Source organism: Pantoea sp. EA-12, assembly GCF_030053355.1.
Taxonomy (GTDB): Bacteria; Pseudomonadota; Gammaproteobacteria; order Enterobacterales; family Enterobacteriaceae; genus Pantoea; species Pantoea vagans_C.
In genome coordinates this window covers 360,998-386,927 of sequence record NZ_JASGBY010000001.1, presented here as the reverse complement: position 1 = coordinate 386,927, position 25,930 = coordinate 360,998, and the positions used below count along the sequence as shown (strand labels likewise).

Sequence of the window (25,930 nt, the reverse complement as noted above, 5' to 3'; positions counted from 1 at the left end):
CCGCCGATGGGGCACTATGCCGTGATTGCGCCACCGCTCTACAGCCATTTCCATGCGCTGCAGGCGTTGTCGCAGATTTTAGTGGCGCGCGGCCATCGCATCACTTTTTTCCAGCAGGCCGATGCGCACAGCCTGTTAAGCGACTCACGCATCAATTTTGCGCCAGTGGGAGAACGCTCACATCCGGAGGGTTCACTGGCAGCCGTGCTGCATCATCTGGCCTCACCGCTGTCACTGTTTCGTGTGATCGGCGATATCGCTGCCAGTACCGATATGCTGTGTCGTGAACTGCCCGCACGCTTTAGAGCCTTACAGATTGATGGTGTGATTGCCGACCAGATGGAGGCCGCGGGCGGACTGGTAGCCGAAGCGATGCAACTGCCTTTTGTCTCGGTTGCTTGCGCATTGCCCGTCAACCGCGAAGCGGGTATTCCGCTGCCCGTGATGCCGTTTCGTTTTGGCCAGGATGAGAAGGCATTGCACCGCTTTCAGGCCAGCCAGGATATCTATGATCGGATTATGCAGCGCCACGGGGAGGTTATCGCCCATCATGCGCGCAGCTTTGGTTTACCGGAACGGCACGGATTACATCAATGCTTGTCTCCACTGGCGCAAATCAGCCAGATCGTGCCTGCGTTTGACTTCCCGCGTCAGCATCTTCCCGCCAGTTTTCACGCGGTGGGCCTGTTACGCGCACCCTTCGCGCAGGCAGCGCTGAGCGCCCCCTGGCCCGATCTGCCGCATCCGGTGGTTTATGCCTCTTTTGGCACGCTGCAAGGGCAGCGTTTCCGTCTGTTTCTCCATCTGGCGCAAGCATGCCGCCACCAGCGCCTTTCGCTGGTGATTGCGCACTGCGGCGGCTTAACTCCGCAGCAAGCCATTGAGTTACAGCAGGCGGGTGCCGCCTGGGTCACCGATTTTCTCGATCAACGCGCAGCTTTGCAGCATGCGCGGTTGTTCATCACCCATGCTGGCCTGAACAGTGCGCTTGAAGCGCTGGAATGTGGCACGCCGATGCTGGCGATACCGCTGGCGTTTGACCAACCGGGCGTGGCAGCACGTATAGAGTGGCACGGTGTCGGCCGTCGCGCATCGCGTTTCAGTCGCGTCCAGCAACTGGAACAGCATCTGCAACATCTGCTGGCTGACGAGGGTGAGGTATTAAGCCTGTCTGCGATTCAGACTCAGCTACAAGGTGCAGGAGGATGTGAACGGGCGGCGGATATTGTGGAGCAGGCGTTGGGCCAGCAACGCGTGGTGTTGGCGGAGGCGACCTGATGCGAGATCACTATGATGTCATTCTCGTTGGGGCCGGTCTGGCAAATGGGCTGATTGCGTTGCGCCTGCGCCAGCGGCAACCGCAGTTGCACATTCTGATGCTGGAGAGCCACACCCATCCCGCGGGCAACCACACCTGGTCATTCCATCAGCATGATCTCAATGCGCAACAGTGGCAGTGGGTTCAGCCGCTCGTCTCGCATCAATGGTCCGGCTATCAGGTGCGTTTTCCAGCATTACGTCGCAATTTCAGCGGTGATTATTGTTCCATTGCCTCCGCTGATTTTGCCCAACAGCTGTATCAAGCTATTGGTGATGATCTCAGAACTGAGTGTGCGGTGAAAGAGGTTAAACCTACTCAGGTGACGCTGGCGAACGGGCAGGTTATGAATGCCACCGTAGTGATCGATGGTCGTGGTTTACAACATACGCCACACCTGCAACTGGGCTATCAGGCCTTTATCGGGCAGGAGTGGCATCTGAAAAAGCCACACGGACTCACCCAGCCCATTTTGATGGATGCCACCGTTGATCAGCAGCAGGGCTATCGCTTTGTTTACACCCTGCCGCTCGGCGTTGACCGCCTGTTGATTGAGGATACGCACTACATCAATCACCCCACCTTAGCAGAGGATAAAACGCGCCAGAATATTGCTGAATATGCGCAAACACATCACTGGGACCTGGGCATGTTATTGCGCGAGGAGCGCGGATCGCTACCGATCACCTTAATCGGTGATATCGATGCCTTCTGGCAACAGCAGCACGGCCAGCCCTGCAGCGGTCTGCGTGCCGGTTTGTTTCATGCCACCACCGGCTATTCGCTACCGACGGCGGTGGTGCTGGCTGACACCATTGCCAATCTGCTCCCGTGTGACGCCGCCACACTCAGCCAACAGATTGAAGCCTTTGCGCGCCAGCACTGGCAGACGCAGCGCTTTTTCCGTGCGCTCAACCGGATGCTGTTTCTTGCCGGACGCCCCGAGCAACGCTGGCGTGTGATGCAACGCTTTTACCAACTTGATCCCGGATTAATCAGCCGCTTCTATGCCGGGCAACTGCGCCTTGCCGACAAAGCGCGCATTTTGTGTGGCAAACCGCCGGTACCCATCGTCGAAGCGGTACGTGCACTGTTGATGACCTCTTCTAATAAACCAGGGAAGAAATAATGAAACGCACCTATGTGATTGGCGCGGGCTTTGGTGGGCTGGCACTCGCCATTCGCCTGCAGGCCGCGGGCATTCCCACCACCTTGCTGGAACAGCGTGATAAACCGGGCGGACGCGCCTATGCCTGGCAGGATCAGGGCTTCACTTTTGATGCCGGTCCGACAGTGGTCACCGATCCCACTGCGATTGAAGCGCTGTTTACCCTCGCCGGGAAATCATTGAGCGATTACGTCGACCTGATGCCGGTCACCCCTTTCTATCGATTGTGCTGGGAGGATGGTAAGCAGCTCGATTACGACAATAACCAACCGCAACTGGAAAAGCAGATTGCCGCGTTTAATCCGGCAGACGTTGCAGGATATCGTCAGTTTCTGGCTTATTCACGCGAGGTGTTCCAGCAGGGCTATCTGAAACTCGGCACCGTGCCGTTTCTGCATTTCAGTGACATGCTGCGCGCCGGGCCGCAACTTGGTCGATTACAGGCATGGCGCAGCGTGTATAGCATGGTGGCCAAATTCCTTCAGGACGACCATTTGCGCCAGGCCTTCTCTTTTCATTCGCTGCTGGTCGGCGGTAATCCTTTTGCAACGTCCTCGATCTATACCTTAATTCATGCGCTTGAGCGTGAGTGGGGCGTGTGGTTTCCGCGCGGCGGCACTGGCGCGTTAGTTGCCGGTATGGCGCGCCTGTTTACCGATCTCGGCGGTGAACTGTTGCTGAATGCCGAAGTGAGTCAACTGGAAACAGAAGGCAACCGCATCAGCGGCCTGCAGTTGAAAGATGGCCGCCGTTTTACTGCCGCTGCGGTGGCGTCTAACGCTGATGTGGTCCACACCTATGACCGTTTGCTGCAGGGTCATCCTGCGGCGCGCAGACGGGCCGCCACGTTGAAACGTAAGCGCATGAGTAACTCGCTGTTTGTACTCTATTTCGGTCTGAATCACCCGCATTCCCAGCTGGCGCACCATACCGTTTGCTTTGGCCCGCGCTATCGCGAGTTGATCGACGAGATTTTCAACAGCAGCCAGCTTTCGGATGATTTTTCGCTCTATTTGCATGCCCCTTGCTCCAGCGATCCGTCGCTGGCACCCGCGGGCTGCGGTAGCTTTTACGTATTAGCGCCGGTGCCGCATCTCGGTACCGCCGCCATCGACTGGCAACAGGAAGGACCGCGTTTACGCGATCGCATTTTTGCTTATCTGGAGGAGCACCATATGCCGGGATTACGTCAACAGCTGGTGACACACCAGATGTTTACCCCCTTTGATTTCCGCGACACGCTGCACGCCCATCATGGCTCGGCGTTTTCGCTTGAACCGATTTTGACGCAAAGTGCCTGGTTCCGCCCGCATAACCGTGATGCTGATATCGCCAATCTCTATCTGGTGGGAGCCGGAACCCATCCTGGCGCGGGCGTGCCGGGCGTGATCGGTTCGGCCAAAGCCACCGCCCAGCTGATGCTGGAGGACCTCGCCGGATGAACCGTCAACCCTTACTGGAACAGGTGACCCAGACCATGGCGGTGGGCTCGAAGAGTTTCGCCACTGCCGCCAAACTGTTTGACGCCCCCACGCGACGCAGCACCCTGATGCTGTATGCCTGGTGTCGCCACTGCGATGATGTGATTGATGGCCAGACGCTGGGCGAAGGCGGCACACAACACCCGGTTGAAGATGCTCAGGCGCGCATGCTGCATCTGCAAATTGAAACCCGCCGCGCCTATAGCGGTGCACACATGGATGAGCCCGCCTTCAAGGCGTTTCAGGAAGTCGCGCTGATCCATCAATTGCCGCCGCAGCTGGCTTTCGACCATCTGGAAGGATTCGCGATGGATGCACGCGAAGAACACTACGCCAGCTTCGATGATACGCTGCGTTACTGCTATCACGTGGCTGGCGTGGTGGGTCTGATGATGGCGCGTGTTATGGGTGTGCGCGACGAAGCGGTGTTGGATCGTGCCTGCGACCTGGGCCTCGCCTTCCAGCTCACGAATATTGCACGGGATATTGTTGAAGATGCGCAGAATGGGCGCTGCTATCTGCCACAAAGTTGGCTGGATCAAACCGGATTGGCCGGTAAAGACCTCGCGGATCCCCAGCATCGTGCGGCGCTGGCCCCCCTGGCAGCTCGGCTGGTTAGTGAAGCCGAGCCCTATTACCTCTCTGCGCGTGCGGGCCTGCCGGGTTTGCCGTTGCGCTCGGCATGGGCGATTGCCACCGCGCGTGGCGTCTATCGGGAGATCGGTGTGAAGGTGCAGCATGCAGGTGCGCACGCGTGGGATGCCAGACAGCGCACCACCAGCAGCGAGAAACTGGCGCTGCTGGTGAAAGGCGCCGGATTGGCGCTTACTTCACGCTTGTCTCGTCCGGCGGTGCGTCCGGACGGCTTGTGGCAGCGTCCGCGTTGAGAGGTTTATGGCGCTGACGCAACGCCGCCTGCAATTTGTGCAGCGGCGGCGCGTAGAGGAAGCCAAACGAGACACAACCTTCACGCCCACGCACCGCATGATGCATGCGGTGCGCCATGTATAAACGCTTAAGATAGCCCTTGCGCGGAATGTAGCGGAATGGCCAGCGTTGGTGCACCAGGCCATCGTGCACCATAAAATAGAGTGCGCCGTAAACCGTGACCCCCGCCCCAATCCATTGCAGTGGCCAAACGCCGTTCACGCCGATATAGATCAGCGCAATCGCCATCAGCATAAACACCACGGCGTAGAGATCGTTGAGTTCAAACTTGCCGTCATGGGGTTCATGGTGCGAGAGGTGCCAACCCCAGCCCCAACCGTGCATGATGTATTTGTGCGACAGCGCCGCAATCACTTCCATCACAACCACTGCTGCCAGCAGAATCAGCGTATTCCATAACCAAAGCATGGTGCGTCCATTTGTTTTGAACCGAGGCTTTAAAGGTGGACGCGGATAGGCTGTGATGCAAGTTAATGTGGGTTTAAAAGAGGGTCGCGGCGCGATTTATCGTGTAATAAATTGCGCCGCTTCGGATCACCCGGTGATGATGTTCACAATCTCACTGACGATTTTATGCCCATCAATCTGTGTACAGACTTGCACGTTAACAGGTGCATCACGCAGTGGCACCGTTTGCCCGACGGTTAGCCGCCCCTGGGTTTCGATACCAATAGCCATGGCCTCGAAAGCGCCAACCTGAGCATCAGCCGCCACGGCAACCGCAAGCGGATCGTACAGCACACAGCCTTCTGACCAGTCAAACATCGGTGCATCGAAGTAACAGGCGCATACCTGCTTAAACAACTGCGTCAACGGCTTATCGTCATCCAACCCTACCAGATGTTCACGCGTCAGCACCAAACCCGCATCCGCGTTAGTGACATCGAGACTCACCATCGCCAAGGGGATACCGGAACGGAACACAATGTCAGCAGCCTGCGGATCAAACCAAATGTTGCACTCGGCTACCGGCGTGATATTACCGCGCCCCCATTTTGCATCCATGCCCAGCGCACCCGCCATCATCACCACGTCTTTAATTAGCGGGGCGATATCCGGTGCTTTGATCAGTGCCAGCGCCAGGTTGCTCTGCGCGCCAATACACACCAATGTAATTTCGCCTGGATGCTGACGCACCAAATCGATAATCAACTCGCTGGCATGCTGACCGCAGTGTGAATCTTGCAAGGCCGGCAGCGCAATGCTGCCCTCTTTACCGCGATCCCCCTGATACTCCTTTTGCAGTAGTTCAGGTAAGGTGCCGCTCATTGGCACCGCCTGCCCTATCGCCACCAAAATCTCACTGCGTCCGGCAACCTGTAAAATTCGTGTGGCACAGCGCGCCCCGAGTGCTGGCGGGCAGTTGCCAAATACGGTGGTGATCGCCAGCAGTTCCAGCCGCGGATCTTGTAACGCCAGCATAATAGCGATGGGGTCATCCGCATCGGTGCCGGGAATACCAATCGCCGGATCGGTATCAATAATGATTTTACGTCTGCTCACGGCGACTCCTTACAGGCCCATTTTGATCAGTTTCGGGAGATTGTCTTTATCCAGACTTTCGAGGCTGTCACCAAACAGCGTGTGGTTGGCGCTATCGACGCGCATTTTGCCCATGCCTTCAATTTGGGTGCCGTCGGTGATGGTTTTTCCCTCCGCGACCATCTTGCCAATTCTGACAAACAGTTCGCCTGCGGTCATCGGGTTCCAGATATAGCCCCCTTTGATATTGCCATTCCGTACCAGAGCCGCAGCCTGATTCGGGCTGTACGCACCCACTACGCAGACTTTATCTTTGGCCCCGCGCTCTTGCACCGCACGTCCGGCACCCACTGGGCCTGGTGAACCAAAGGCCATCATGCCTTTGAAATCAGGATATTTAAGCATCATCTCTTTGGTGACGCGCATCGATTCATCCACCGACTCGCCAGTACCAAGCAGATCGCCTACCTGCTGCATTTTAGGGTAATGCTGTTTCTGATAATCAATTGCCGACTGCGCCCAAACACGGTGCAGAGGAATGGTCAGACTGCCGACAATAATCGAGTATTGCCCCTGTTCATGCATGCACTGCGCCATCAGCTGCATATGGCGCTCGCCAAAGGATTTGGCATCCACCAGTTCAAAATCCCAGTCGGCATATTTCTGGCCTGGAGATTCATGCACAATCACTTTGATGCCCGCGTCTTTGGCTTTTTTCAGCACCGGCTCCAGTGCAGCAGGATCGACCGGCACCACGCCGATGATATCGACCTTTTGCACAATCAAATCTTCAATCGCTTTCACCTGCTGTGCGGGGTCCTGCGCAATTGGGCCGACCTGCCACGCATTGACGCCCTCTTTCGCAGCCTCTTTTTTGATGCCCTCCTCCATAGAGTTGAACCAGGCGTTTCCGCCCACTTTGACCACGACGCCCATTTTGAGCGGTTCAGCGGCAAAGGCGCTGCTACAAAGGGCAAGAGAGATTAAGGCTGCTGATATTTTTTTCATTATGTTCACCATTATTGTCGTTGTAGGTTTTTGAAATGTCGGGGAAGACATAACGTGCAGGTCGGTAAAAAGTGTTGCTATCGAGGAAATAAGTTAGAGGAATCGTTGGGTCAGAAATGTGCACGAGACGAGATAATCGGCACGCGCTTTGGTTGCGCAGTTAAATGTGAACAGTGATGGCTTTAAGATGAAATATCTTGGTGGTTACATTTTGCACAGTGATGGATGTCACGACTGAAAGGATTCGTCTGCGCAGACATTTTCTAGATATGGGTTTGCTGAGCAGGATGCGGTCAGCAATTTATGCCCGAAGATGACGGTTTCTGTGTGGATGACTGTTTGAGTATGATAGGTCGAAGATGGATTTATAGCCGTAAAGTTGCAAGTCTCTTAGAATGACGCATCTTGAGAAAAATCAACTACACACTAACTTAATGGATTATTAATATGGATAAGCGTTCAGAATTAGATGTGGAAGTTACTGTGCAAAAATCCTTGTCGGATGGAGAGCCAAACGAATTCGACACCACCATTGATAAAGTTCATTTTCGTCAACTTAACGCAGACGGGATTAGAGAATTAAATCGAATAACAGAAAAATTTGGGTTATTTTCCGATGAATATCGGAAGTTTTAATAATGATGTGATTAATCGTAACTTTACTTCCCCACTTGCCCTCGCTAGTATTGCCCGCTCTCAGTCAACGTGAACGGCTGCGTAAGCGTTAACGTCAATCAACGCACCATATGCAGCGTCGGCTGCCTCATTTCTATGGTGCGAAAATATGTCCCATACTGCTGTTACGCCACACCCTGCCCTGCAACGCACCGGATTTTTCCTGTTCCTGTTGCTGCTTACCGCTGCTAACCTGCGCACGCCGATTACCGCCACCGGACCGGTGCTGGAAAATATTCGTCTGAGTTTTGGACTGAGCGCCAGTGCCGCCGGGGTGATTAACTTCTTGCCGCTGCTGATGTTCGCGACCTTAGCCCCGCCTGCTGCCTGGTTTGGCAATCGCTTCGGCCTGGAGCGTAGTTTGTGGGGATCGCTGCTGCTGATTACCCTCGGCTCCCTGCTGCGTATTACCGGCAGTGAGAATGCCATGTGGGCCGGCACGCTGATTCTCAGTTCGGGTATCGCCGCGGCTAACGTGTTACTGCCGCCGTTGATAAAACGTGACTTCACTGAACACACGGCACGCTATATCGGGCTGTATGCCATGGTGATGGGGATTTCAGCGAGTATTGCCTCGGGCATTGCGGTGCCACTGGCAGAGATCAGTTCAGCCGGTTGGCGCTTGTCGCTGGCGGTGTGGTTAATCCCGGCGTTTATCGCGCTATTCGCCTGGCTGCCTTACCTGAAAAGACCCACAGCATCACCTCACGTAGCAGCTGCACCCCCGGTGACCCGTTCGCCCTGGCGCTCGGCACTGGGCTGGCAGGTTTCGTTATTTATGGCCAGCCAGTCACTGCTGTTTTACACCCTGATTGGCTGGTTCACTCCTTTCGCGCAGGACAACGGCATCAGCCAGATTGAGGCCGGCGGCATGCTGTTTATCTATCAGATTGTTGCCATCGTCTCGAACCTCGCCTGCATGAGCGCATTGAAGAAACTGCGTGATCAGCGCGCGATTGGTTTTGTCGCTTCACTGCTTATTTTTGTCGCCGTGCTGGGCTTGTTACTGATGCCTTCGTGGTCGCTGCTGTGGTTGATTCTGGCGGGACTGGGCGCAGGCGCATCCCTGGTAATCAGCCTGTCATTGTTCAATCTGCGCACACAAGATCATCGTCAGGCCTCGAAACTATCCGGCATGGCACAGTGTGTCGGCTACGGGCTGGCGGCGCTCGGCCCACTCTGCTTCGGCATGCTGCATGACGCCAGCGGTAACTGGTTGCTGCCGCTGTTCATGTTGCTGGCCATCACCCTGGTACAGATGGTAATGGCACTATTGGCAGGCCGCGCGCGCCATATTTGAGGTCAGACTGACACCAGACTCTGCTGGCGTTCCAACTCTCGCACCCGTGGAATGACTTCACGACCGAAGAACTCGACCTCTTCATGGAAGTGCAAAAACGCCAGCAGCAGCAAATCGACACCCGCGTGTTTTAACGCGATGATGCGCTCGGCTATCTGCTGTGGGGTGCCAATCAGATTGGTTTTGAAGCCATCGTTGTACTGCACCAAATCCTCGAAAGACGATTTTGCCCAGTTGCCTTCTCCCTCAGGGGAGGCGCTTCCGGCATTTTTCACCTCATGCTGGAACCCTTTCACCGCATCTGGATTAGCCTTAGCGATGATCTCCTGTAACACCGCTTGCGCTTGCTGCTCGGTCTCACGGGCAATCACAAAACCGTTTACCCCGATTTTGACCCGATGGCCGTTGATGGACGCTTTCGCCTGAATGTCCTCGACTTGCTGTCGTACGCCGTCTGGTGTGTTGCCATTGGTGAAGTACCAATCCGAAACGCGCGCCGCCATATCACGTGCAGCACGTGAACTGCCGCCCTGGAAGATTTCCGGCAACGGTGACAGCGGTTTCGGTTTTAAGGCGTAATCGCGGAAGCGATAGAAATCCCCGGCGAAAGTGAAATTGCTTTCACCCCAGATACCGCGCAGGCAGCGGATAAACTCTTCAGAACGCAAATAACGCTCTTCGTGATCGAGCCAAGGCTCGCCAATCGCTTTAAACTCGCCACGGAACCAGCCACTGACGATGTTGACCGCAATACGTGGACCGTAAAGATGGCTAATGGTGGCGATTTGCTTCGCGGCTAACACCGGATTCCAGGGGCCCGGTAACAGCGCGGCAATCACTTTGAGTTTGGAGGTGTGACTCAGCAAATCCTGCGAGAAGGTCACGGATTCATGCTGATTATCTGCTCCGTATCCGGCTGTAAAACGAATCTGCGTCAGGGCATACTCAAATCCCGCCTTTTCGGCGATCTTCGCCAGTTCTCGGTTATAGTCTGCGTCCCAGTGTGTGCGCTGTTCGATCTGGCTAATCACCAGTCCCCCGGACACGTTCGGCACCCAATAGGCAAACTGAAGGGGTTTCTTTTCTGACATCGGCTGCTCCTGTCGAGTTATAGCGTAATGAAATAGAAGATTGTCGTGTCCAATCTTTTGGCTATAAACCTCAGTGCAGCCATCGTGCCATTTTTGCAGAATAAGCAGAGAGTTGATTTTGCAGCGTTTAGTGCCAGTCTCAGGGACAAATGCCGCTGCAAATGCAGCAGCGGCTGTCGCGGCATGGTTGCATTTACAACAGCGACGGCTAATTAGCCGCAAAAAGGGCCTGCAGAAACGCCTGAATCAACGGCCTGCTATCGTCCTTGCGCCATACTGCGTACAAGGCTATTTCGAGTGGCAACCAGGGCAGCAGTACCAGTGAAACCGTCTCAGGCACCCTTCCCGCCAGGCTCTGCTGGATAAAGGTAAAACCCAGCCCTGCTTCAACGCACGCTAACGCTGCCAGTGGCCCACTGACTTCCAACGTGATATTCGGCTGGAAACCGGCCTGTTGGCACACAGCAAGCAGTTTTGCGCGAGCGGCAGGATTAAGATGCGCGTGATCGGCTATCCAGCGCTGCCCCTGTAAATCGTCGGGTGTTGGTACGGCGATGGCATGCGCTTTTGGCATCGCTAACAGGATCGGCTCCGTCAGCACTTGTTTCTGCAACAGCAGGCGATTGTTCTCCGGGGGCGTGTACAGCAGCGCCACATCCAACGCCCGCTCTTCAAGCAGTTCACACTGTTGTCTCGAACGCATCGCGTGCAGATGAATGTCGATACTATTCTGCGCGTTGAGCCGGGCAATGGCTTCAGGGAGCAAACGTGAGTGAATTGCCGCCTCAACATAGCCAATATCCAGACGCCTTACGTCAGCCTGCGTCAGGCTCTGCCCATATAATTTCAAACGCTCGTGGTGTTGTAAAAACGGCGTGACCTCATCCAAAAATTTTTGACCCGCTTCCGTCAGCCGCAAGCGCTTTTTCTCGCGATGAAACAGCGTCACGCCTAATTCACTCTCCAGTTGTTGAATCTGTCTGCTCAGCGGAGAGGATGAGATATGCAGTTTTTCAGCAGCCTGACCGACATGTTCCAGCCGGGCCACCGTGGCAAAAGATCGCAGTAATTTAATGTCCACAGCTATTTCGGTCTCAACTCAGTCGTAAATGATGATAGTCACACCGCTTTGTTCACTGCAATATTTCATTGTTCATGCAGGTTGATGATTAAACAGGCCTTTTTTCTCTTCTCATTATCACTAAGGCGGTCATTGTGACGATATCCTTTTCATCCCAGCGCGTAGGGCAGTACCAGGTCACCGCCATCAGCGATGGCACCATGCAAGCCAGCCTGGAACTTCTCTCGGGGATTGACCTACCCGCAGCGGAAAAGATTCAATCGCAATCCGGCATCACTGTACCCGGTGATATTCACATCTACTGCTATTTAATTCGCGGTGCAAGACGCACGATATTGATAGATAGCGGCAGAGGCGCGGTCGGTGAGCTGCAGCGCAACCTGCAGGCGCTGGGGGTGACGCCGGAGTCTATTGATACCCTATTACTCACCCACGCTCATCCTGATCATATCGGCGGTTTATTGAATGAAGCTGGCCAACCCGCTTTTATCAACGCACAACTCTATGTGCATCCGGCGGAAGCCGCATTCTGGCTGGATGATGGGCAGCATACGGGCAATGAACGTACGCAGAGAAACGCCTTATTGGTACGACGAGCGTTAGAGGCTTATCGCCCAACGCTTCGCTTGATTGAAGAGCCAGCCATTACCCCCGACATCCAGGCCGTGAGTCTGCCGGGCCACACGCCAGGCCATACCGGCTACCTGATTCACTCTGGTAACGAGAGCGTGTTGATTTGGGGCGATATCGTGCATTACCCGCACATTCAGTTGGCGCGACCCGAAGTGTCTATTGTATTCGACCATGATCCCATACTGGCCGAAGCCACGCGCAAAGCCATTGTTGAGCAGGTAATTCGGGACAAGACTTTGGTGGCAGGCATGCATTTTGGTGAATCGGCATTTGGCTATATTGAGGGTGACTCGACAACGGGTTATGTCTTGCGTGGAATACCTCAGGATGCTTCGCGGTGAAAATCGCTAACCGTATCGCGCGTCAGCCCATCTTGCGCAGTAGCGGTGAGAAGCGCGTCCAATAGCCCAGGAAAACGTGCGTCTAAATCTTCGCGGCGCAGTGACAATAAGTTTTCGCGCCCTGATGGTTTCTGCCAAATGACGCCGCTGTCACGTAGCACCCGCCAGTGATGGGTTAAGGTCGATTTGGATACGCCTTTCAACAACGATCCGCAGGTGTATTCGCCACCTGCAGCCAGAGTGCTGACGACGCTCATGCGCATCGGATTACCGAGTGCCGCCAGCACATTCTCCAGACGAATATCCGCGCGCTGCGGGTGATTTTCCAGCATTGGCTGCCTCTTAACTGTTCGTATAAATACGAAGTATCAGGCAGCCAACGCGGGATGTACAGCCTCTACTGACTAATCGTCTGTTTCAATGCGGCAATAGATGAAGTCACCCCCGCCTCCACTGACATGGTGAGATCTTCCATCTCCAGCGATACCCAGTCGTTGTAGCCCATCATGCGTACCACCGAGAAGAACTCTTTCCACCACTGCAAATCCTGACCGCAGCCCACGGCAACATAGTTCCAGGCGCGGTTGGCGACATCCTCTACCGGTTTGGTTTCCAGCAAGCCATTCACACTCACCAGACCGCGCTCCAGTCGCACATCTTTACCGTGACAGTGGTGAATCGCCGGGCCCAGTGCCCGCGCCGCGGCAATCGGATCGGCCCCCATCCATAACAGGTGGCTGGGATCGAGGTTTAAGCCCACGCTATCGCCCACCGCATCACGTAGACGGAACAGGGTTTCCGGGTTCCACACCAGCATGGAACTAAAATTCTCCAGCGCAAACTTCTCCACGCCGCTCTCTTTCGCCTGCGCCACCAGCCCCTGCCAGTAAGGGATCGCCACCTCATTCCACTGATAGTCGAGGCAGTTTTTCAGCGTGGGTGGCCAACTCACGGTATAGGTAATCCAGTTAGGGATAGTGTCATTGGGGCTGGCGGGTGGAAGTCCGCTCATCATGACGATCTTTTTCACCCCCAGTTCACCGGCCAATGCCAGAGCGTTGTCGGTATCGCGCTTATGTTTGCTGCCAAGCTCACCCGGGTCGAGCGGATTACCCGACACATTCAGCGCCGCAATCGACATGCCACGGCTTTCCAGCGCCTGCAGCAAATGACGGCGCTGTGTGGCGTTGGCCAACAGCTCTTCGGTGCGCAGATGCGGCGCAGATGACCAGCCGCCGGTGGTCATTTCAACGCCATATACGCCGAGCTCCAGTAACTTATCCAGCATCTGCTCAAACGGCAAATGCCCAAGGCTATCAGTACAAAATGAGAGTTTCATGGCTGTCCTTATTGATAGTTAACCCAGCTCGCACCGTTGTCGGCAGAGCGCACACAGTTTTCAATCCAGCGCACCCCTTCCAGCCCGGCATTGATATCGGGATAAACGAGATTATCGAGGGTGTACTGATCGCCGCGCTGCGTAGCACTGATCGCAATAGCAAATTTCAGGTAAATGTTGGCCCAGGATTCAGCCAGTCCTTCGGTATGCAGCGCACCCAGACGCTCATCTGCCAGCGCACTTTCGTGCAGATAAGGCATGCCGTGATGCATAATTTGGTTCGGCTGGCCCTGCACCTCGAACTTCAGTTCGCCCGGGTTGTAGTCGCTCCACTCCAGGCTGGCGCGCGAGCCGATAACGCGAATGCTTTGGCTATCCATCGAACCCGCATTGATTGATGACGCCCACATGCGCCCGACCGCACCGTTGTCGTAGTGCATCAGCACCATGGCGTTGTCCTCCAGCGGCGCACGCGAAGGGATGAAACTCTGGCGATCGCACAGCAACGACTTCACCTTTAACTGCGGCAACACCAATTGCGAGATGTAGAAGGTGTGCGTTGAGATATCACCCAAGACAAACGAAGGCCCGGCGATTTTTGGGTCAACACGCCATTTTTGCGCTTCACTGAATTTGTCGGCGCTGTCATTGGCGCTGAAACCATGGGTGTACTGCAGTTCAACCATACGCACGTCACCGATTTCGCCATTGGCGATCATCGCACGCATCTGCATCAGCAACGGGTGCCCCGAGAAGCCGTAGGTCACGCCTACAATAAGCTTTTTCGCTTCGGCCAGCGCTTTGATCTCCAGTGCCTCAGCGGTGGTGAAGAACAGTGGCTTTTCGCAAATTACATGAATACCGGCATTCAGCGCCGCCTTGGTGATCTCGAAATGAGTGCCGTTGGGGGTGGCAATCGACACCACTTCGACCCCATCGCTACGTTTTGCCTCTTCTGAGAGCAGTTGCTGGTAATTGTCATAGCAACGTTCAGGATCAAGACCAAGATTGACACCGAACTCGCGTCCGCGCGCCGCATCAATATCAAACGCGCTGGCCACCATCTGGTAGGCAGTGTTGTCTCGCAGCGCGCCCGATCGGTGTTTATACCCGACCTGACTCAGGCGACCACCGCCGATCATCGCCCAGCGCAGTGGGCGAGGAATACTTTTTTCACCGTTGAGCATATTTCACTCCTGTTATTTTGCACCCGGGTGCAAAATGGGTCGAGGTTAGATGTCTGTATGTTTCTCTGTTTATTATTGTTATGGCCTGAATGACCCGTAAGGGCGGGCGAATTCATCATTCATGTTGCCATCGAGTGCAAAATGGGTGGTTTTAAGGTGATAAAAGGATGATTCTTGTCATTCATTCAGCACAATGTCTTTGAAGGCGAAGTTTTAGTCAATTGTGAAATGCATAAATCAGTGGGTGTGATCACAAAAAGCTCACAAACTGCACCCGATTGCAAAAATCATTGCAATCGGGTGCAAAGATCAAACATAATCGCAACATCGCAAAAACAGGGTTATTCGATCGCATTTGCACCATTTGCTTGCGCTTAGGTGTTTATTTTCAGTTGGCTTTCACGTTCAATGCTGGGGTCTCCGCTTTTTCCCTACGCAGGTGCTATGAGTAAACCAACCATAAAATCCCATAAAGCCACAGCAAGCGATGTTGCACGCCTGGCGGGCGTCTCAAAATGGACCGTATCGCGTGCCTTCACGCCCGGCGCATCGATATCCGACAAAGCGCGCGATCGGGTACTGAAAATTGCCGGTGAGCTGGGTTACCGCCCTAACCTGCTGGCACGCAGTCTGTCGCAAAAAAAGACGCACATTATGGGTGTGGTGATTGATGAGCTGAAAAATCCACACTCCATGCTGATGCTGGATACCGTGACCCGACAGCTGCAACAGCGTGGTTATATGGCGCTGTTACTGAATATCGGCAACGGCGAGAATCACAGCGCGGTCATGACCTTAGCTGACCAGCTACAGGTGGACGGATTGCTGTTTCTCGGCACGGTATTGACCGATGACATGATCGGCATTGCGCGCGAAATGCACCAGATTCCGCTGGTGCAGGTGTGCCGCAATAATGACGAGCCGGATATCGATGTGGTCAACATTGATGGTTTACGCGCCGGTAAACAGCTTGGCGAACTGCTGCTGGCACAAGGTTTTACCCGCATCGGCTACATGATGGGGCCAGACACCAGCAGCCATCACACCCAACGCCTGGATGGGTTGCAGCTGGCACTCAAAGAGGCTGGGCTTGAGCTGGAGCTGCTGCTCACCACCGGTGTGTATTCGCGAGAGCGCAGTTATGAAGTGTTGTGTGATTACCTCAACAGCCACGCACCGCAGCAGCGCATTGATGCGTTGTTTTGCGAGAACGACATTTTGGCGTTGGGTGCGCTGGCGGCTTTGCGCGACCACGCAGGCAACCGCTTTATGGCGGTCGTGGGCTTCGATGATATCGAAGAAGCCAGTTTGCCAAGCTGGCAGTTGACCACTTTCAGCCAGCGTATTGATTTAATTGTCACAGAAGCCCTCAACCGGCTGATTGATGAACGTGCCACTCCGGGTGGTGTTTGGTCTCAGGGAGAATTGCGCCTTCGACGCTCTCACCTGAAGCCGTGAGGTAACAAGGAGGAGAGATGAAGTTGTCGTTGCATGGTGTTTCTGTCTGGTACAGCAATGCCGTCACTCAGTTACGTATCGCCCATGAAACAGGCTATAGCGGCCTGGAGATTTTGCCCGAGCACCTTTATCGCTATTTGGATAACGGCGGCAGTTACGCTCAGTATCGTGAGCTAATGGCTCAATATAAAATTGAGATCACCTGCATCAACGCCCTAAAACGCATTGGGCGCTTCCAGCCTGACGAACGCGCGGCGATGCTGCGCGAAGCCGAAAAAGTGGTGCAGGCTGCGGTTGAACTGCACTGTCCGGTGGTGCAAATCATGGCGCTCACCGAATTGGATCATCTGCCAGACGCCGCACGTGATGCCATTCTCCTGGACAATATCTCCGCCATTGCCGATATCGGTAAACCTCACGGCATCAAATTCCAGATTGAGGTGGTGGCCTTCACCGCCTTCAACTCACTGCAACATGCTTTGGATTTGATTAAACAAAGCGGCAAAGACAACCTTGGCGTGGTGGTGGACTTTTGGCATCTGCATGCGGGTGGCGGCACCACTCCAAATGACGTGGCGCGCATGGATAAAGATCTGATTTACGGCGTCCATTTCTGTGATGGCCGGGCCGCGCATCCGGGTGAAATCTGGGACGAATGGGTCCAGCGAAACTACGCGCCAGGTGAAGGTGATGTGGATATTCCCGCCTGGGTCGCAGCCGTTAAGGCCACCGGTTATCACGGCGTCTGGTCCCCTGAGTTATTAAGTCCTCGCAACTGGGAAGATGATCTCTGGGATATCGCGCGTCACAGCATTGATGACATGAAAAAATATATCTATTAAAAAATAAAGGAGACCCGAATAACGGGTTTTCCGTGAAGACAATTGGCAATGGCGGGAATACTCCAGCCTGCGGAATCGCGTATTGATTAACAGTGCGCGCTCACGCTTTTTCAATACCTTCTGAAAATAAATAATAACGAACGCGGATTCGTCGTGAACGGCTGCGCGCGATATCGCGCGCGGCATTTCAGTGTCTGAATGCCCGGAACGTCGTGCTCTGTAATAACATTCATCTGTTGTAGGGAAAGAAGTATGAACCGAAGAGAAGCGCTCTTTTCGCTCAGCGGCATTGTTGCGTCACTCGCCGTGGCACCGCAACTGCGCGCCAAAGAGTTACACAATGTACCGCTGGAAACTCAGCTCAGTGCCGACCATCTGCCACAACCGGCGTGGCAAGAGGGTTATCAGGTGCTCACTAACCCATTGGATCGCCAAAATCTGCAAGCCATTTTTGATCGTTTGATCCCTGCCGATAAGCTTGGCCCGTCCGCCACCGAAGCGGGTTGTATTCAGTTTCTCGATAACCAGCTAGCCGGTGATTACGGCTCAGGTGCCGCACTCTATTTGCAAGGGCCGTTGCATCCAGAAAATGAAGAGAAAATCATGGGCAGCCCGCAATTTCTCTCCGCGCCTAAACAACGCTATTTAACTGGACTTCAAGCACTGGAAAACTGGGCACAGAAAAATCATCAATCGTCATTCCATCACTTAAATGCCGACCAGGTAGATGATTTTCTGACAAACATGGAAGCCGGAAAAATCGATTTAGGCACGGAAGTGAATAGCCAGGCCTTTTTTGAATTAATGCTGCAAAACGCGCGTGAAGGATATTTAGCGGACCCGATTTATGGCGGCAATAAAAACATGGCGGGCTGGAAAATGATCGGCTTCCCTGGCGCACGCTATGACTATCGCCCTTATATTGAGCGTCGGAATGAAAACCTCGCACTTATTCCCGTCAGTCTGATCCCCAACGATTAATTACCCGGAGCTGAGTCAATGTCATTAGTTAGAAATAAAGCTGACGTGGTTATCGTTGGTATGGGTTGGGCCGGTTCAGTGATGGCCGAAGAGTTGACCCGCGCGGGACTGAACGTGGTCGGCATTGAGCGGGGCGCATGGCGTGACACCTCAACCGATTTCCCGGTGGCGATTGATGCCGATGAACTGCGTTTCCACACGCGCCGCAAAATTCTGCAGCCGATGAGCGTCGAAACCACCACCTTCCGCAATCGCAGCGATCAGCTTGCCGCACCGGTACGTAACTGGTCGGCGTACCAGTTTGGCTGGAACGTGGGGGGCGCAGGCACCCACTGGGCGGGCATGTCGTGGCGCTTTACCCCCTGGGATTTTGAAGTGGCGACCCAGACGCGTGAACGCTACGGCGCGAAGAAAATGGCGGGCTTGCAACTGCAAGACTGGGGTGTGACCTATGACGAGATGGAGCCGTACTACGATCGTTTCGAGCGTATTGCTGGCACCTCTGGCTACGCAGGCAACCTTAAAGGCGAGAAACGCGCGGGTGGCAACGTGTTCGAAGGCGAACGTCAACGTGACTACCCCACCCCGCCGCTGAAAGATACGCACTGGATGAGCAAGTACCGCAAAACCACCGAGCGCATGGGCTACAACCCCTTTACGGTGCCAGCGGGTAATCTGTCGCAGGCATACGTCAATCCGCTGGGCGTCAGCATGGGACCCTGCACCTACTGCGGATTCTGCGATTTCCACGGCTGCGGCAACTTCTCCAAATCGTCACCACAGGCCTGCATTTTACCGGTACTGATGCGCCGCCCAAACTTCACGCTGCTGACAGAAACAGAAGTGCTGCACGCGGTGAAACACGAAGATGGCAAAACGGTGACAGGTGTGAAGTTTGTCACTCAGGATGGCGTTGAAGGTTTTCAGCCTGCTGATGTGGTGTGCTTCACCGCTTACCAGATGGACAACGTGCGCCTGATGCTGCTTTCGGGCGTGGGTGAGCAATACGATCCGCTGACTGGCCGTGGCACTATTGGGCGTAACTACAACTATCAAACCTGTTCCAGCGTCACCGGTTTCTTCGATAACGAATACATGAATCCGTTTATCGGCGGCGGTGCGTTGGCGGTGCAGATCGATGACTTCAACGGGGATAATTTCGATCACAGCGACCTCGATTTCATCGGCGGCGCGGGCATTATGGGCTTCTCCACCAATGGACGTCCGATTCAGAACATGAACGGCCTGCGTCCCGGCACCAAGCGCTGGGGCAGCGAGTGGAAAGCCGGTTATGCCCGTGATTACCAAACCGCCGGGACCATCTTCTGCCAGGGCACGTCGATGCCAATGCGTGAAGCTTACCTTGACCTCGATCCCAACTATAAAGATCGCCACGGCCAGCCCCTGCTGCGCCTGACGTTTGACTGGAACCAGAATGATCAGCGCATGGCGAAATTCGTTACCGATCGCGCCATCGACATCATGAAAGAGGTGGGCGGCCAGCATTTGGTGGTCGACAACCAGGCGGAGAAGAGCTGGAACCCCTATATGCAGCACAGTTCGCACACCATTGGCGGTGCGGTGATGGGGGCCGACCGCAGTACTTCGGCACTCAACCCGTATCTGCAAAGCTGGGATGCACACAACCTGTTTGTGGTTGGGGCGTCGGCATTCCCCAACAACGGCGGCTATAACCCAACGGTCACGGTCGGCGCGCTGGCGGTACGTGCCGCGCAAGCCATCCACCAGAAGTACATTCACAATCCGGCACCGCTGGTGGGAGCATAATCATGGCGAAGGCAAAAAAGATCACTTATACCCTCGCTGCGTTAGCGGTGGTGGCCGCCATCGGCGTGACCGGCAGAATGTGGGTGGTAATGGACAGCTCACGTTCAAATGTGGCGGATGACCGGGTTAAACTGGCCGATTTTCACAGCAGTGATACCGACGCGATCAAACGCGGTGAGTATGTGATGCGACTGGCGGATTGCGCCGCGTGCCATAACGCGGACTTCTCCGGCGGCTACAAAATCGATACCCCGTTTGGCGCTCTGCAAACCTCCAACATTTCTCCTGACCGCGAAACCGGCATCGGTAATATGACCGAGCGCGACTTCTTCAATGCAGTCCGCCAAGGGCGCGGCGAGCACGGATTCCTTTATCCGGCGATGCCCTACACCGCCTATACCCAGATGAGCGATGCCGACATGCACGATCTCTGGGCCTATTTCTCCGCGCAGAAACCGGTGAAGAACGCCATCGACGAAAATGCGGGCATGCACTTTCCGTACAATATTCGACTGGCGATGGCGGGCTGGAACCTGCTGTTCTTCGATAACCGCGCCTTCAAACCGCAAACGGCGCAAAACGATGAGTGGAATCGCGGTAAGTATATCGTTGACGGCCCCGCGCACTGCAGCGTTTGCCATACCGCGCGCAATGCACTGGGTGGCGAGATCAGCAGCCAGTATCTGCAAGGCGGCAACCTTGGCACCTGGTATGCGCCGGATATCTCAACCAACCCCCATGCGGGCATTGGTAAATGGAGCGATGAGCAGATCGCCGATTACCTGAAAACCGGCTCCAATGGCGAGAGCGTTGCTGCCGGTCCCATGGCGGAAGCGGTTGAACACTCAACGCAGTATTTCAACGATCAGGATCTGAAAGCGATTGCCACCTATCTGCGTAGCTTGCCCGCCTCTCCGACCGCCCAACCCACTGTGTTTGTGATGGAGAAGGCAAGGCATGATCAGGCCGCGCTGCGTTACGAAGTGGATTGTTCAGCCTGCCACGGCTTGTCGGGCGAAGGAATCACCGGGATGGTACCCGCTTTTGCCGGTAACACCGCGATGCAGAACGATCCTACCAATATGATCCACGCACTGTTGGACGGCGCCCGCGCGCCCTATACTGAAGGACGCCCAACGGCTGCCGGGATGCCTGCGTTTTCATGGAAGTTAAACGATCAGGAGATGGCTGATGTGCTCAACTATGTGCGGAATTCCTGGGGCAACCAGGCTGCCGAGGTGAAAGCCAGCGATGTTGCCACGCTGCGCAAAGCGACTCATGCAGGAGAAAAATTGCAGGTGCCGACGATGAAATAGCGTTAAAGCGGGCGGCCCAAGGGCCGCTCCTACAAGTTGAGAGATCAGCGTAATAGCTGAGTAATCCCCCACAACGCTAACGCGTGGTCGTCTTCGGACGGCAAACCACTGATACTGACCGCACCAATAATCGCGCCTTGTGGGCTGAGCAGCGGGAATGAACCGCCGTGATCGGTGTAATCTTCTTGGCGAATATTACGCTGCTGTGCCATACGCTCACCCTTCTGCTCATTAGCGAACCCAACGTACATCGACGAATGACCGGTCAGCAGCACGGTATTACGCTTGCGACGCATCCACTCCAGGTTTTCAGGGGCCGATCCGGGCAAGGCCGCCAGAAACAGCACCTGGCCAAACGCATAAACCTCAATAGCGATTGGTGCATTCATTTCACGTCCGCGGTCGCGCAGGCTTTGTCCAATTTGCCATGCCAAATCGAAATCAAACTGCGGTAAACGGTGCTCAGCTTCTTGCTGCAACAGGGTTTCTAACGAAGGCAGTGCTGACATTGATAGCTTCCTCTCAAAAATGAAATTTATCTTCCACTTTTTATAACATGGAAGATATTTTCCGAAAGTGATGAGGATCGCAGTTCAGCCTGGGTTAGCCGGAATCACGCGGCACCATGGTAAACCCCATATCGATAATCGGATTGTCTACCACTTGATTTTGTAGACGCTTTAACAACTGATCTGCCGCCAGTTCGCCCATACGCTGACGATCAATACGTACAGTAGAGATGGAGGGGAAATTCGCTGCGGCGAAATCGAGATCGCCAAAACCAATCACCGCAAGCTGTTGTGGAATATTTAAACCGCGAGCCTGCGCCGCCATCAGTGCTCCCTGTGCCAGCGTATCTGAACTGCATACCAACACGTCAACCTCAGGATGGCTATCCAGCAGTTGTACAGTCGCTTCACGGCCACGCGCCATCAGTGCCGGCAATGCGACGGGCACATCCGCGCAAGGTGCAAGGTTGCGTCTGGCAAGCGCATCCACCAGACCCTGTTTACGCTGCAGTGCGCGACGGTCATCCGTCCATATCAAACCTGGCTTTTGATAACCCCGTTCAGCGAGGTACTCCGCCACGCTTGCGCCAATTTTCTCATGGGAAAAACCCACCAGCATATCGATGGGCGTCGGCGTCATATCCCATATTTCCACCACCGGCACACTGGCCTGCAACAGCACTTTTTTCAGCTGCGTGCTGTGATGAATACCGGTAAGAACTATGCCATCCGGTCGACGGGACAGCAGCGTGGAGACGGTTTCGGCTTCCGTTTCCGCCTCATAACCGGTCACGCACAACAGCATGTGATAGCCGCGCGCGCTCAACGTATCGTTCAGGCTCTGAATGGTATCAACGAACATATTGTTGTTGATTTGCGGTACCACCACCGCAATCAGGCGACTGCGGTTGCTGGCGAGACTGCCCGCTTGTGCGTTGGGGATGTAACCTGTCGCGCTGATGGCGGCCTTCACTTTCGCGACGGTCGCCGGGCGTACCTGCTGCGGGGAGTTGAGGGCACGGCTCACCGTCATCGGCGAGATACCCGCGACGCGAGCGACATCTTCCAGCGTGGGCGCAGTGTTGCGCTCAGGATTGCGTTGTTTCATGGCGGCTCAGGATGCAAACAGATAGCGCTAGCATAGCAGGCCGCGGTGGCAAATCCAGCGCATATGTCCACAAATGTTAGGGCTATCATTATTCATAACCGATTGCCGATTTTGTGATCGATAAGGCATTAATGATTCTGCTTAGTGGCGCATAGTCTGCTTCGAAGATAAATGTTAGCGCAATCATTTACAGGAGAACGTCATGTCGAGTGTGAATTCCAGTGCCGTCAGCTATGCCAAATCTCAAGGCGCGGGCAACGCCACCGAAAGCGGTGACCGTATCGTTTGGGTCAATCTGTCGCTGGCATTTTTGCCGCTGGCAACGCCAGTGAGTGATGCCAAAGTGCTGACCGGGCGCCAAAAGCCGCTCACGGAAGTGGCGATCATCGTGGCGGAGATCGAAACGCGTGACGGATTCCAGGGCATCGGCTTCAGCTATTCAAAGCGCGCGGGTGGTCAGGGTATTTATGCGCATGCCTGTGAAATTGCGGACGCGCTGATCGGCGAAGATCCTAACGACATCGACAAGATTTACACCAAACTGCTGTGGGCAGGTGCCTCAGTGGGCCGCAGCGGCATGGCGGTACAGGCGATATCACCTTTCGATATTGCGCTGTGGGATATGAAAGCACGGCGCGCCAAATTGCCTCTGGCCAAGCTACTGGGCGCGCATCGTGATTCGGTGCAGTGCTACAACACCTCGGGCGGTTTCCTGCATACCCCGCTGGATCAGGTCATCAACAACGTGGCGATTTCGCGGGAAAACGGCATTGGCGGTATCAAACTCAAAGTCGGCCAACCCAACACCGCGGAAGATTTGCGACGCCTGACGGCGGTACGTCAGACGCTGGGGGATGACTTCCCGCTAATGGTTGATGCCAATCAGCAATGGGATCGTGAAACAGCGATTCGTATGGGACGTAAAATGGAGCAGTTTAACCTGATCTGGATTGAAGAACCGCTGGATGCCTATGACGTCGAAGGCCATGCTGCGTTAACGGCCGCGCTGGACACGCCAATCGCCACCGGTGAGATGCTGACCAGTTTCCGTGAACATGAGCAGTTAATTCTGGGCAACGCCAGTGACTTTGTGCAGCCGGATGCGCCGCGCGTCGGGGGCATTACGCCGTTCCTGCAGATTATGGATTTAGCAGCCCGCCACGGACGCAAACTGGCGCCTCACTTCGCGATGGAGATCCACATACACCTGGCCGCTGCCTATCCCATTGAGCCCTGGCTTGAACACTTTGAGTGGCTCAACCCGCTGTTTAACGAACAGCTGGAACTGCGTGACGGTCGGATGCTGATCTCCGACCGCCACGGTTTGGGCTTCAGCCTGAGCGAACAGGCACGCCGATGGACCACGCTGACCCACAGCGTGGGCAAGCGTCCTTAAGGACTTTTGGCGTGGGCGCTCAGCTGTGCTTTGGCAAGCGTGCGCGCCAGAATAGACGAATAAAGCGGTTTGCCACCAAATAATTGTGCCGCCAGGGTAGCACCAAGACAGGTGATGATCATCGGCAGGATAAGTTGATAGTTGTTGGTCATCTCCAGCACCAAAACAATACCCGTCAGCGGAGCGCGCACCGAGGCCGCAAACAATGCCCCCATCCCCGCCACCGCAAAGGTGGCGGCTTCCAACTGATAGTCCGGGAACCAGTGCATACACAGCTGACCAAAACAGGTGCCGAGCAGCGTGCCCAGCGTCAGCATTGGGGCGAAAATGCCACCGGGCGCACCCGAGGAAAAGCAGCAGATAGTGACCAACGTGCGCAGTGCAAACAGCCCGAACAACGCCAGCGCACCAAAGTGTCCGGAGGCAAAATCAGGAATCAGCGTGGTACCGCCGCTCACCGCGTGAGGTAGAAAATACCCCAATACGCCGCATAAACCCGCCAGCACACTGCCCCACATCACCCAAGATGCAATGCGGCCTTGGTGCAGACGCTGGAACTGATCCTGCGCGAGGAAAATCATTCGGTTGAATGCCACACCGCAACCGCCAAACAGCACCCCGAGCAGCAGGTAGAGCCACAGCGTATTGGTAGGCGCATCGCGCAACTGGCCGATGTTGATAATGGCTTCATTACCATTACACACCCGAAAGACGATGCTCGACACAATCACGCCGACAAACACCGCTTTTATCGAGATTAAGCTGTAGCGAAACTGCGGACGCATCTCTTCAATAATAAAGAGAATACCCGCCAGCGGCGCGTTGAAGGCGGCGGACAAACCCGCCGCCGCGCCAGTGGCCAGCAACGTGTGACGTGACTCTGACGATTTGACCCGGAACAGATCCAGACACATGCCGCCGATGTTGCCACCAATTTGCACTGTCGGACCCTCGCGCCCCAGCACCATGCCGGAACCCAGCGCGCCAAGGCCGCCAATAAATTTCACTGGCAGCACGCGCCACCAGCGCACCGGGCGCAACTCTTCCAGCGCGCCTTCGATCTCGGGAATGCCCGATCCGCCCGCTTCCGGCGCAAAGCGACGCACCAGATAGTAGCCCACGGCACCTAACAGCGCCGCCGTGATAAAGGCAGAAATCACACCTAACAACGGGTTGCTGATGGCATCGTCCAGCCAATCGAGGCGCAGATGCAGGATGAAATTGACTGCGCGATCGAAGGCAACACCCACCAACCCGGTAAGTACACCCACCAACGCAGCCAGCAATAATAAGGCCACTGGCGTTTTGTCACGGCGCAGCAGCTTTTGCAGCAGCATAAAGCGCCCGGCACGCATCCCATTATCAGGCTGAGTGGCATTGTGTGAAACAGACATGCAGATCCTCAATAACTTCAGCGCCGCGCATCCCGCGACGGAAAACCGTCAGCATAGCCAAAGCCGACGGCAGCGTAACGCAATCA

Annotated in this window: 24 protein-coding genes; 13 read left to right on the top strand and 11 right to left on the bottom strand. The window is 55.1% G+C overall.

Going from position 1 to position 25,930, the window contains the following annotated elements:
* Nucleotides 1–6 precede the first annotated feature (6 nt).
* From QMZ30_RS01810 to crtB, 4 genes are read left to right on the top strand one after another with little or no spacing between them, the layout of a single operon-like run.
* Complete coding sequence (locus tag QMZ30_RS01810; protein ID WP_283226126.1) at nt 7–1,278, top strand: glycosyltransferase; 1,272 nt, start codon at nt 7–9, stop codon at nt 1,276–1,278.
* The gene (crtY, locus tag QMZ30_RS01805; protein WP_283226125.1) at nt 1,278–2,447 is read left to right on the top strand and encodes a lycopene beta-cyclase CrtY; all 1,170 of its coding nucleotides are present in this window, start codon (nt 1,278–1,280) and stop codon (nt 2,445–2,447) included. The genes QMZ30_RS01810 and crtY overlap by 1 nt, the downstream gene beginning before the upstream one ends.
* Nucleotides 2,447–3,928, top strand: a complete 1,482-nt coding sequence (locus tag QMZ30_RS01800; protein ID WP_283226124.1) for a phytoene desaturase — start codon at nt 2,447–2,449, stop codon at nt 3,926–3,928. Before crtY ends, QMZ30_RS01800 begins: the two co-directional genes overlap by 1 nt.
* Complete coding sequence (gene crtB / locus QMZ30_RS01795; RefSeq protein WP_283226123.1) at nt 3,925–4,854, top strand: 15-cis-phytoene synthase CrtB; 930 nt, start codon at nt 3,925–3,927, stop codon at nt 4,852–4,854. Before QMZ30_RS01800 ends, crtB begins: the two co-directional genes overlap by 4 nt.
* On the opposite strand, the gene QMZ30_RS01790 is transcribed toward crtB, so the two are convergent.
* The 3 genes from QMZ30_RS01790 to QMZ30_RS01780 all read right to left on the bottom strand — a co-directional run bounded on the left by QMZ30_RS01790 (nt 4,793) and on the right by QMZ30_RS01780 (nt 7,405).
* The gene (locus QMZ30_RS01790) at nt 4,793–5,323 is read right to left on the bottom strand and encodes a sterol desaturase family protein (RefSeq protein WP_283226122.1); all 531 of its coding nucleotides are present in this window, start codon (nt 5,321–5,323) and stop codon (nt 4,793–4,795) included. The two genes, crtB and QMZ30_RS01790, sit on opposite strands and share 62 nt — an antisense overlap.
* A 126-nt stretch (nt 5,324–5,449) precedes the next feature.
* On the bottom strand, nt 5,450–6,418 hold the full coding sequence (locus QMZ30_RS01785; RefSeq protein WP_283226121.1) for a nucleoside hydrolase: 969 nt from the start codon (nt 6,416–6,418) through the stop codon (nt 5,450–5,452).
* A gap of 9 nt (nt 6,419–6,427) precedes the next feature.
* On the bottom strand, nt 6,428–7,405 hold the full coding sequence (locus QMZ30_RS01780; protein WP_283226120.1) for a substrate-binding domain-containing protein: 978 nt from the start codon (nt 7,403–7,405) through the stop codon (nt 6,428–6,430).
* 447 nt (nt 7,406–7,852) lie between these two features.
* Between QMZ30_RS01780 and QMZ30_RS01775 the strand changes: the two genes are divergently transcribed.
* Both QMZ30_RS01775 and QMZ30_RS01770 read left to right on the top strand, forming a co-directional pair.
* Complete coding sequence (locus QMZ30_RS01775) at nt 7,853–8,041, top strand: type II toxin-antitoxin system CcdA family antitoxin (protein ID WP_283226119.1); 189 nt, start codon at nt 7,853–7,855, stop codon at nt 8,039–8,041.
* 148 nt (nt 8,042–8,189) lie between these two features.
* A complete protein-coding gene (locus QMZ30_RS01770; RefSeq protein WP_283226118.1) occupies nt 8,190–9,380 on the top strand; it encodes a CynX/NimT family MFS transporter in 1,191 nt (396 codons plus the stop codon).
* A 2-nt stretch (nt 9,381–9,382) separates the two neighbouring features.
* Here QMZ30_RS01770 and sfnG read toward each other — a convergent pair whose 3' ends face one another.
* Complete coding sequence (gene sfnG / locus QMZ30_RS01765) at nt 9,383–10,471, bottom strand: dimethylsulfone monooxygenase SfnG (protein ID WP_283226117.1); 1,089 nt, start codon at nt 10,469–10,471, stop codon at nt 9,383–9,385.
* Nucleotides 10,472–10,679: 208 nt separating this feature from the next.
* Nucleotides 10,680–11,552 carry a LysR family transcriptional regulator gene (locus tag QMZ30_RS01760; protein ID WP_283226116.1) on the bottom strand — a complete coding sequence of 291 codons (873 nt, stop codon included), beginning with the start codon at nt 11,550–11,552 and terminating at the stop codon, nt 10,680–10,682.
* Nucleotides 11,553–11,683: 131 nt separating this feature from the next.
* Here QMZ30_RS01760 and QMZ30_RS01755 point away from each other — a divergent pair, with 131 nt between their 5' ends.
* Nucleotides 11,684–12,526: an MBL fold metallo-hydrolase gene (locus QMZ30_RS01755; RefSeq protein ID WP_283226310.1), complete on the top strand. Its 843-nt coding sequence runs from the start codon at nt 11,684–11,686 to the stop codon at nt 12,524–12,526.
* Here QMZ30_RS01755 and QMZ30_RS01750 read toward each other — a convergent pair.
* From QMZ30_RS01750 to QMZ30_RS01740, 3 genes are all read right to left on the bottom strand, one after another.
* Nucleotides 12,508–12,858, bottom strand: coding sequence for an ArsR/SmtB family transcription factor (locus QMZ30_RS01750; protein ID WP_283226115.1), 351 nt, complete (start codon nt 12,856–12,858; stop codon nt 12,508–12,510). The two genes, QMZ30_RS01755 and QMZ30_RS01750, sit on opposite strands and share 19 nt — an antisense overlap.
* A gap of 65 nt (nt 12,859–12,923) precedes the next feature.
* Nucleotides 12,924–13,865 carry a sugar phosphate isomerase/epimerase family protein gene (locus QMZ30_RS01745; protein ID WP_283226114.1) on the bottom strand — a complete coding sequence of 314 codons (942 nt, stop codon included), beginning with the start codon at nt 13,863–13,865 and terminating at the stop codon, nt 12,924–12,926.
* A gap of 8 nt (nt 13,866–13,873) precedes the next feature.
* Nucleotides 13,874–15,052, bottom strand: coding sequence for a Gfo/Idh/MocA family protein (locus QMZ30_RS01740; protein ID WP_283226113.1), 1,179 nt, complete (start codon nt 15,050–15,052; stop codon nt 13,874–13,876).
* A gap of 444 nt (nt 15,053–15,496) precedes the next feature.
* On the opposite strand from QMZ30_RS01740, the gene QMZ30_RS01735 reads away from it, so the two are divergent.
* The 5 genes from QMZ30_RS01735 to QMZ30_RS01715 all read left to right on the top strand — a co-directional run bounded on the left by QMZ30_RS01735 (nt 15,497) and on the right by QMZ30_RS01715 (nt 21,437).
* Nucleotides 15,497–16,510: a LacI family DNA-binding transcriptional regulator gene (locus tag QMZ30_RS01735; RefSeq protein WP_283226112.1), complete on the top strand. Its 1,014-nt coding sequence runs from the start codon at nt 15,497–15,499 to the stop codon at nt 16,508–16,510.
* A gap of 17 nt (nt 16,511–16,527) precedes the next feature.
* On the top strand, nt 16,528–17,352 hold the full coding sequence (locus tag QMZ30_RS01730) for a sugar phosphate isomerase/epimerase family protein (protein WP_283226111.1): 825 nt from the start codon (nt 16,528–16,530) through the stop codon (nt 17,350–17,352).
* A 252-nt stretch (nt 17,353–17,604) separates the two neighbouring features.
* The gene (locus QMZ30_RS01725; RefSeq protein WP_283226110.1) at nt 17,605–18,333 is read left to right on the top strand and encodes a gluconate 2-dehydrogenase subunit 3 family protein; all 729 of its coding nucleotides are present in this window, start codon (nt 17,605–17,607) and stop codon (nt 18,331–18,333) included.
* An 18-nt stretch (nt 18,334–18,351) separates the two neighbouring features.
* Entirely contained in the window at nt 18,352–20,121 is a 1,770-nt protein-coding gene (locus QMZ30_RS01720) for a GMC family oxidoreductase (protein ID WP_283226109.1), read from the top strand.
* Nucleotides 20,122–20,123: 2 nt separating this feature from the next.
* Nucleotides 20,124–21,437 (top strand): cytochrome c, encoded by a 1,314-nt coding sequence (locus QMZ30_RS01715; RefSeq protein ID WP_283226108.1) that lies wholly within the window; start codon nt 20,124–20,126, stop codon nt 21,435–21,437.
* A 44-nt stretch (nt 21,438–21,481) separates the two neighbouring features.
* On the opposite strand, the gene QMZ30_RS01710 is transcribed toward QMZ30_RS01715, so the two are convergent.
* Together QMZ30_RS01710 and QMZ30_RS01705 are read right to left on the bottom strand one after the other, a co-directional pair.
* Complete coding sequence (locus tag QMZ30_RS01710) at nt 21,482–21,946, bottom strand: heme-degrading domain-containing protein (RefSeq protein ID WP_283226107.1); 465 nt, start codon at nt 21,944–21,946, stop codon at nt 21,482–21,484.
* Between the two features lie 94 nt (nt 21,947–22,040).
* Nucleotides 22,041–23,054 carry a LacI family DNA-binding transcriptional regulator gene (locus QMZ30_RS01705; protein WP_283226106.1) on the bottom strand — a complete coding sequence of 338 codons (1,014 nt, stop codon included), beginning with the start codon at nt 23,052–23,054 and terminating at the stop codon, nt 22,041–22,043.
* A 202-nt stretch (nt 23,055–23,256) separates the two neighbouring features.
* On the opposite strand from QMZ30_RS01705, the gene QMZ30_RS01700 reads away from it, so the two are divergent.
* Nucleotides 23,257–24,450, top strand: coding sequence for an L-talarate/galactarate dehydratase (locus tag QMZ30_RS01700; RefSeq protein WP_058973902.1), 1,194 nt, complete (start codon nt 23,257–23,259; stop codon nt 24,448–24,450).
* On the opposite strand, the gene clcA is transcribed toward QMZ30_RS01700, so the two are convergent.
* Nucleotides 24,447–25,844: a H(+)/Cl(-) exchange transporter ClcA gene (clcA, locus tag QMZ30_RS01695; protein WP_502921461.1), complete on the bottom strand. Its 1,398-nt coding sequence runs from the start codon at nt 25,842–25,844 to the stop codon at nt 24,447–24,449. The genes QMZ30_RS01700 and clcA overlap by 4 nt on opposite strands.
* Nucleotides 25,845–25,930: the final 86 nt, after the last annotated feature.

Bases quoted from the DNA above. Each gene is read 5' to 3' on its own strand.
- QMZ30_RS01810 (WP_283226126.1), top strand. From the start codon at position 7: ATGGGGCACTATGCCGTGATTGCGCCACCGCTCTACAGCCATTTCCAT.
- crtY (WP_283226125.1), top strand. From the start codon at position 1,278: ATGCGAGATCACTATGATGTCATTCTCGTTGGGGCCGGTCTGGCAAAT.
- QMZ30_RS01800 (WP_283226124.1), top strand. From the start codon at position 2,447: ATGAAACGCACCTATGTGATTGGCGCGGGCTTTGGTGGGCTGGCACTC.
- crtB (WP_283226123.1), top strand. From the start codon at position 3,925: ATGAACCGTCAACCCTTACTGGAACAGGTGACCCAGACCATGGCGGTG.
- QMZ30_RS01790 (WP_283226122.1), bottom strand. From the start codon at position 5,323: ATGCTTTGGTTATGGAATACGCTGATTCTGCTGGCAGCAGTGGTTGTG.
- QMZ30_RS01780 (WP_283226120.1), bottom strand. From the start codon at position 7,405: ATGAAAAAAATATCAGCAGCCTTAATCTCTCTTGCCCTTTGTAGCAGC.
- QMZ30_RS01775 (WP_283226119.1), top strand. From the start codon at position 7,853: ATGGATAAGCGTTCAGAATTAGATGTGGAAGTTACTGTGCAAAAATCC.
- QMZ30_RS01770 (WP_283226118.1), top strand. From the start codon at position 8,190: ATGTCCCATACTGCTGTTACGCCACACCCTGCCCTGCAACGCACCGGA.
- sfnG (WP_283226117.1), bottom strand. From the start codon at position 10,471: ATGTCAGAAAAGAAACCCCTTCAGTTTGCCTATTGGGTGCCGAACGTG.
- QMZ30_RS01750 (WP_283226115.1), bottom strand. From the start codon at position 12,858: ATGCTGGAAAATCACCCGCAGCGCGCGGATATTCGTCTGGAGAATGTG.
- QMZ30_RS01745 (WP_283226114.1), bottom strand. From the start codon at position 13,865: ATGAAACTCTCATTTTGTACTGATAGCCTTGGGCATTTGCCGTTTGAG.
- QMZ30_RS01740 (WP_283226113.1), bottom strand. From the start codon at position 15,052: ATGCTCAACGGTGAAAAAAGTATTCCTCGCCCACTGCGCTGGGCGATG.
- QMZ30_RS01735 (WP_283226112.1), top strand. From the start codon at position 15,497: ATGAGTAAACCAACCATAAAATCCCATAAAGCCACAGCAAGCGATGTT.
- QMZ30_RS01730 (WP_283226111.1), top strand. From the start codon at position 16,528: ATGAAGTTGTCGTTGCATGGTGTTTCTGTCTGGTACAGCAATGCCGTC.
- QMZ30_RS01725 (WP_283226110.1), top strand. From the start codon at position 17,605: ATGAACCGAAGAGAAGCGCTCTTTTCGCTCAGCGGCATTGTTGCGTCA.
- QMZ30_RS01720 (WP_283226109.1), top strand. From the start codon at position 18,352: ATGTCATTAGTTAGAAATAAAGCTGACGTGGTTATCGTTGGTATGGGT.
- QMZ30_RS01715 (WP_283226108.1), top strand. From the start codon at position 20,124: ATGGCGAAGGCAAAAAAGATCACTTATACCCTCGCTGCGTTAGCGGTG.
- QMZ30_RS01710 (WP_283226107.1), bottom strand. From the start codon at position 21,946: ATGTCAGCACTGCCTTCGTTAGAAACCCTGTTGCAGCAAGAAGCTGAG.
- QMZ30_RS01705 (WP_283226106.1), bottom strand. From the start codon at position 23,054: ATGAAACAACGCAATCCTGAGCGCAACACTGCGCCCACGCTGGAAGAT.
- QMZ30_RS01700 (WP_058973902.1), top strand. From the start codon at position 23,257: ATGTCGAGTGTGAATTCCAGTGCCGTCAGCTATGCCAAATCTCAAGGC.
- clcA (WP_502921461.1), bottom strand. From the start codon at position 25,844: ATGTCTGTTTCACACAATGCCACTCAGCCTGATAATGGGATGCGTGCC.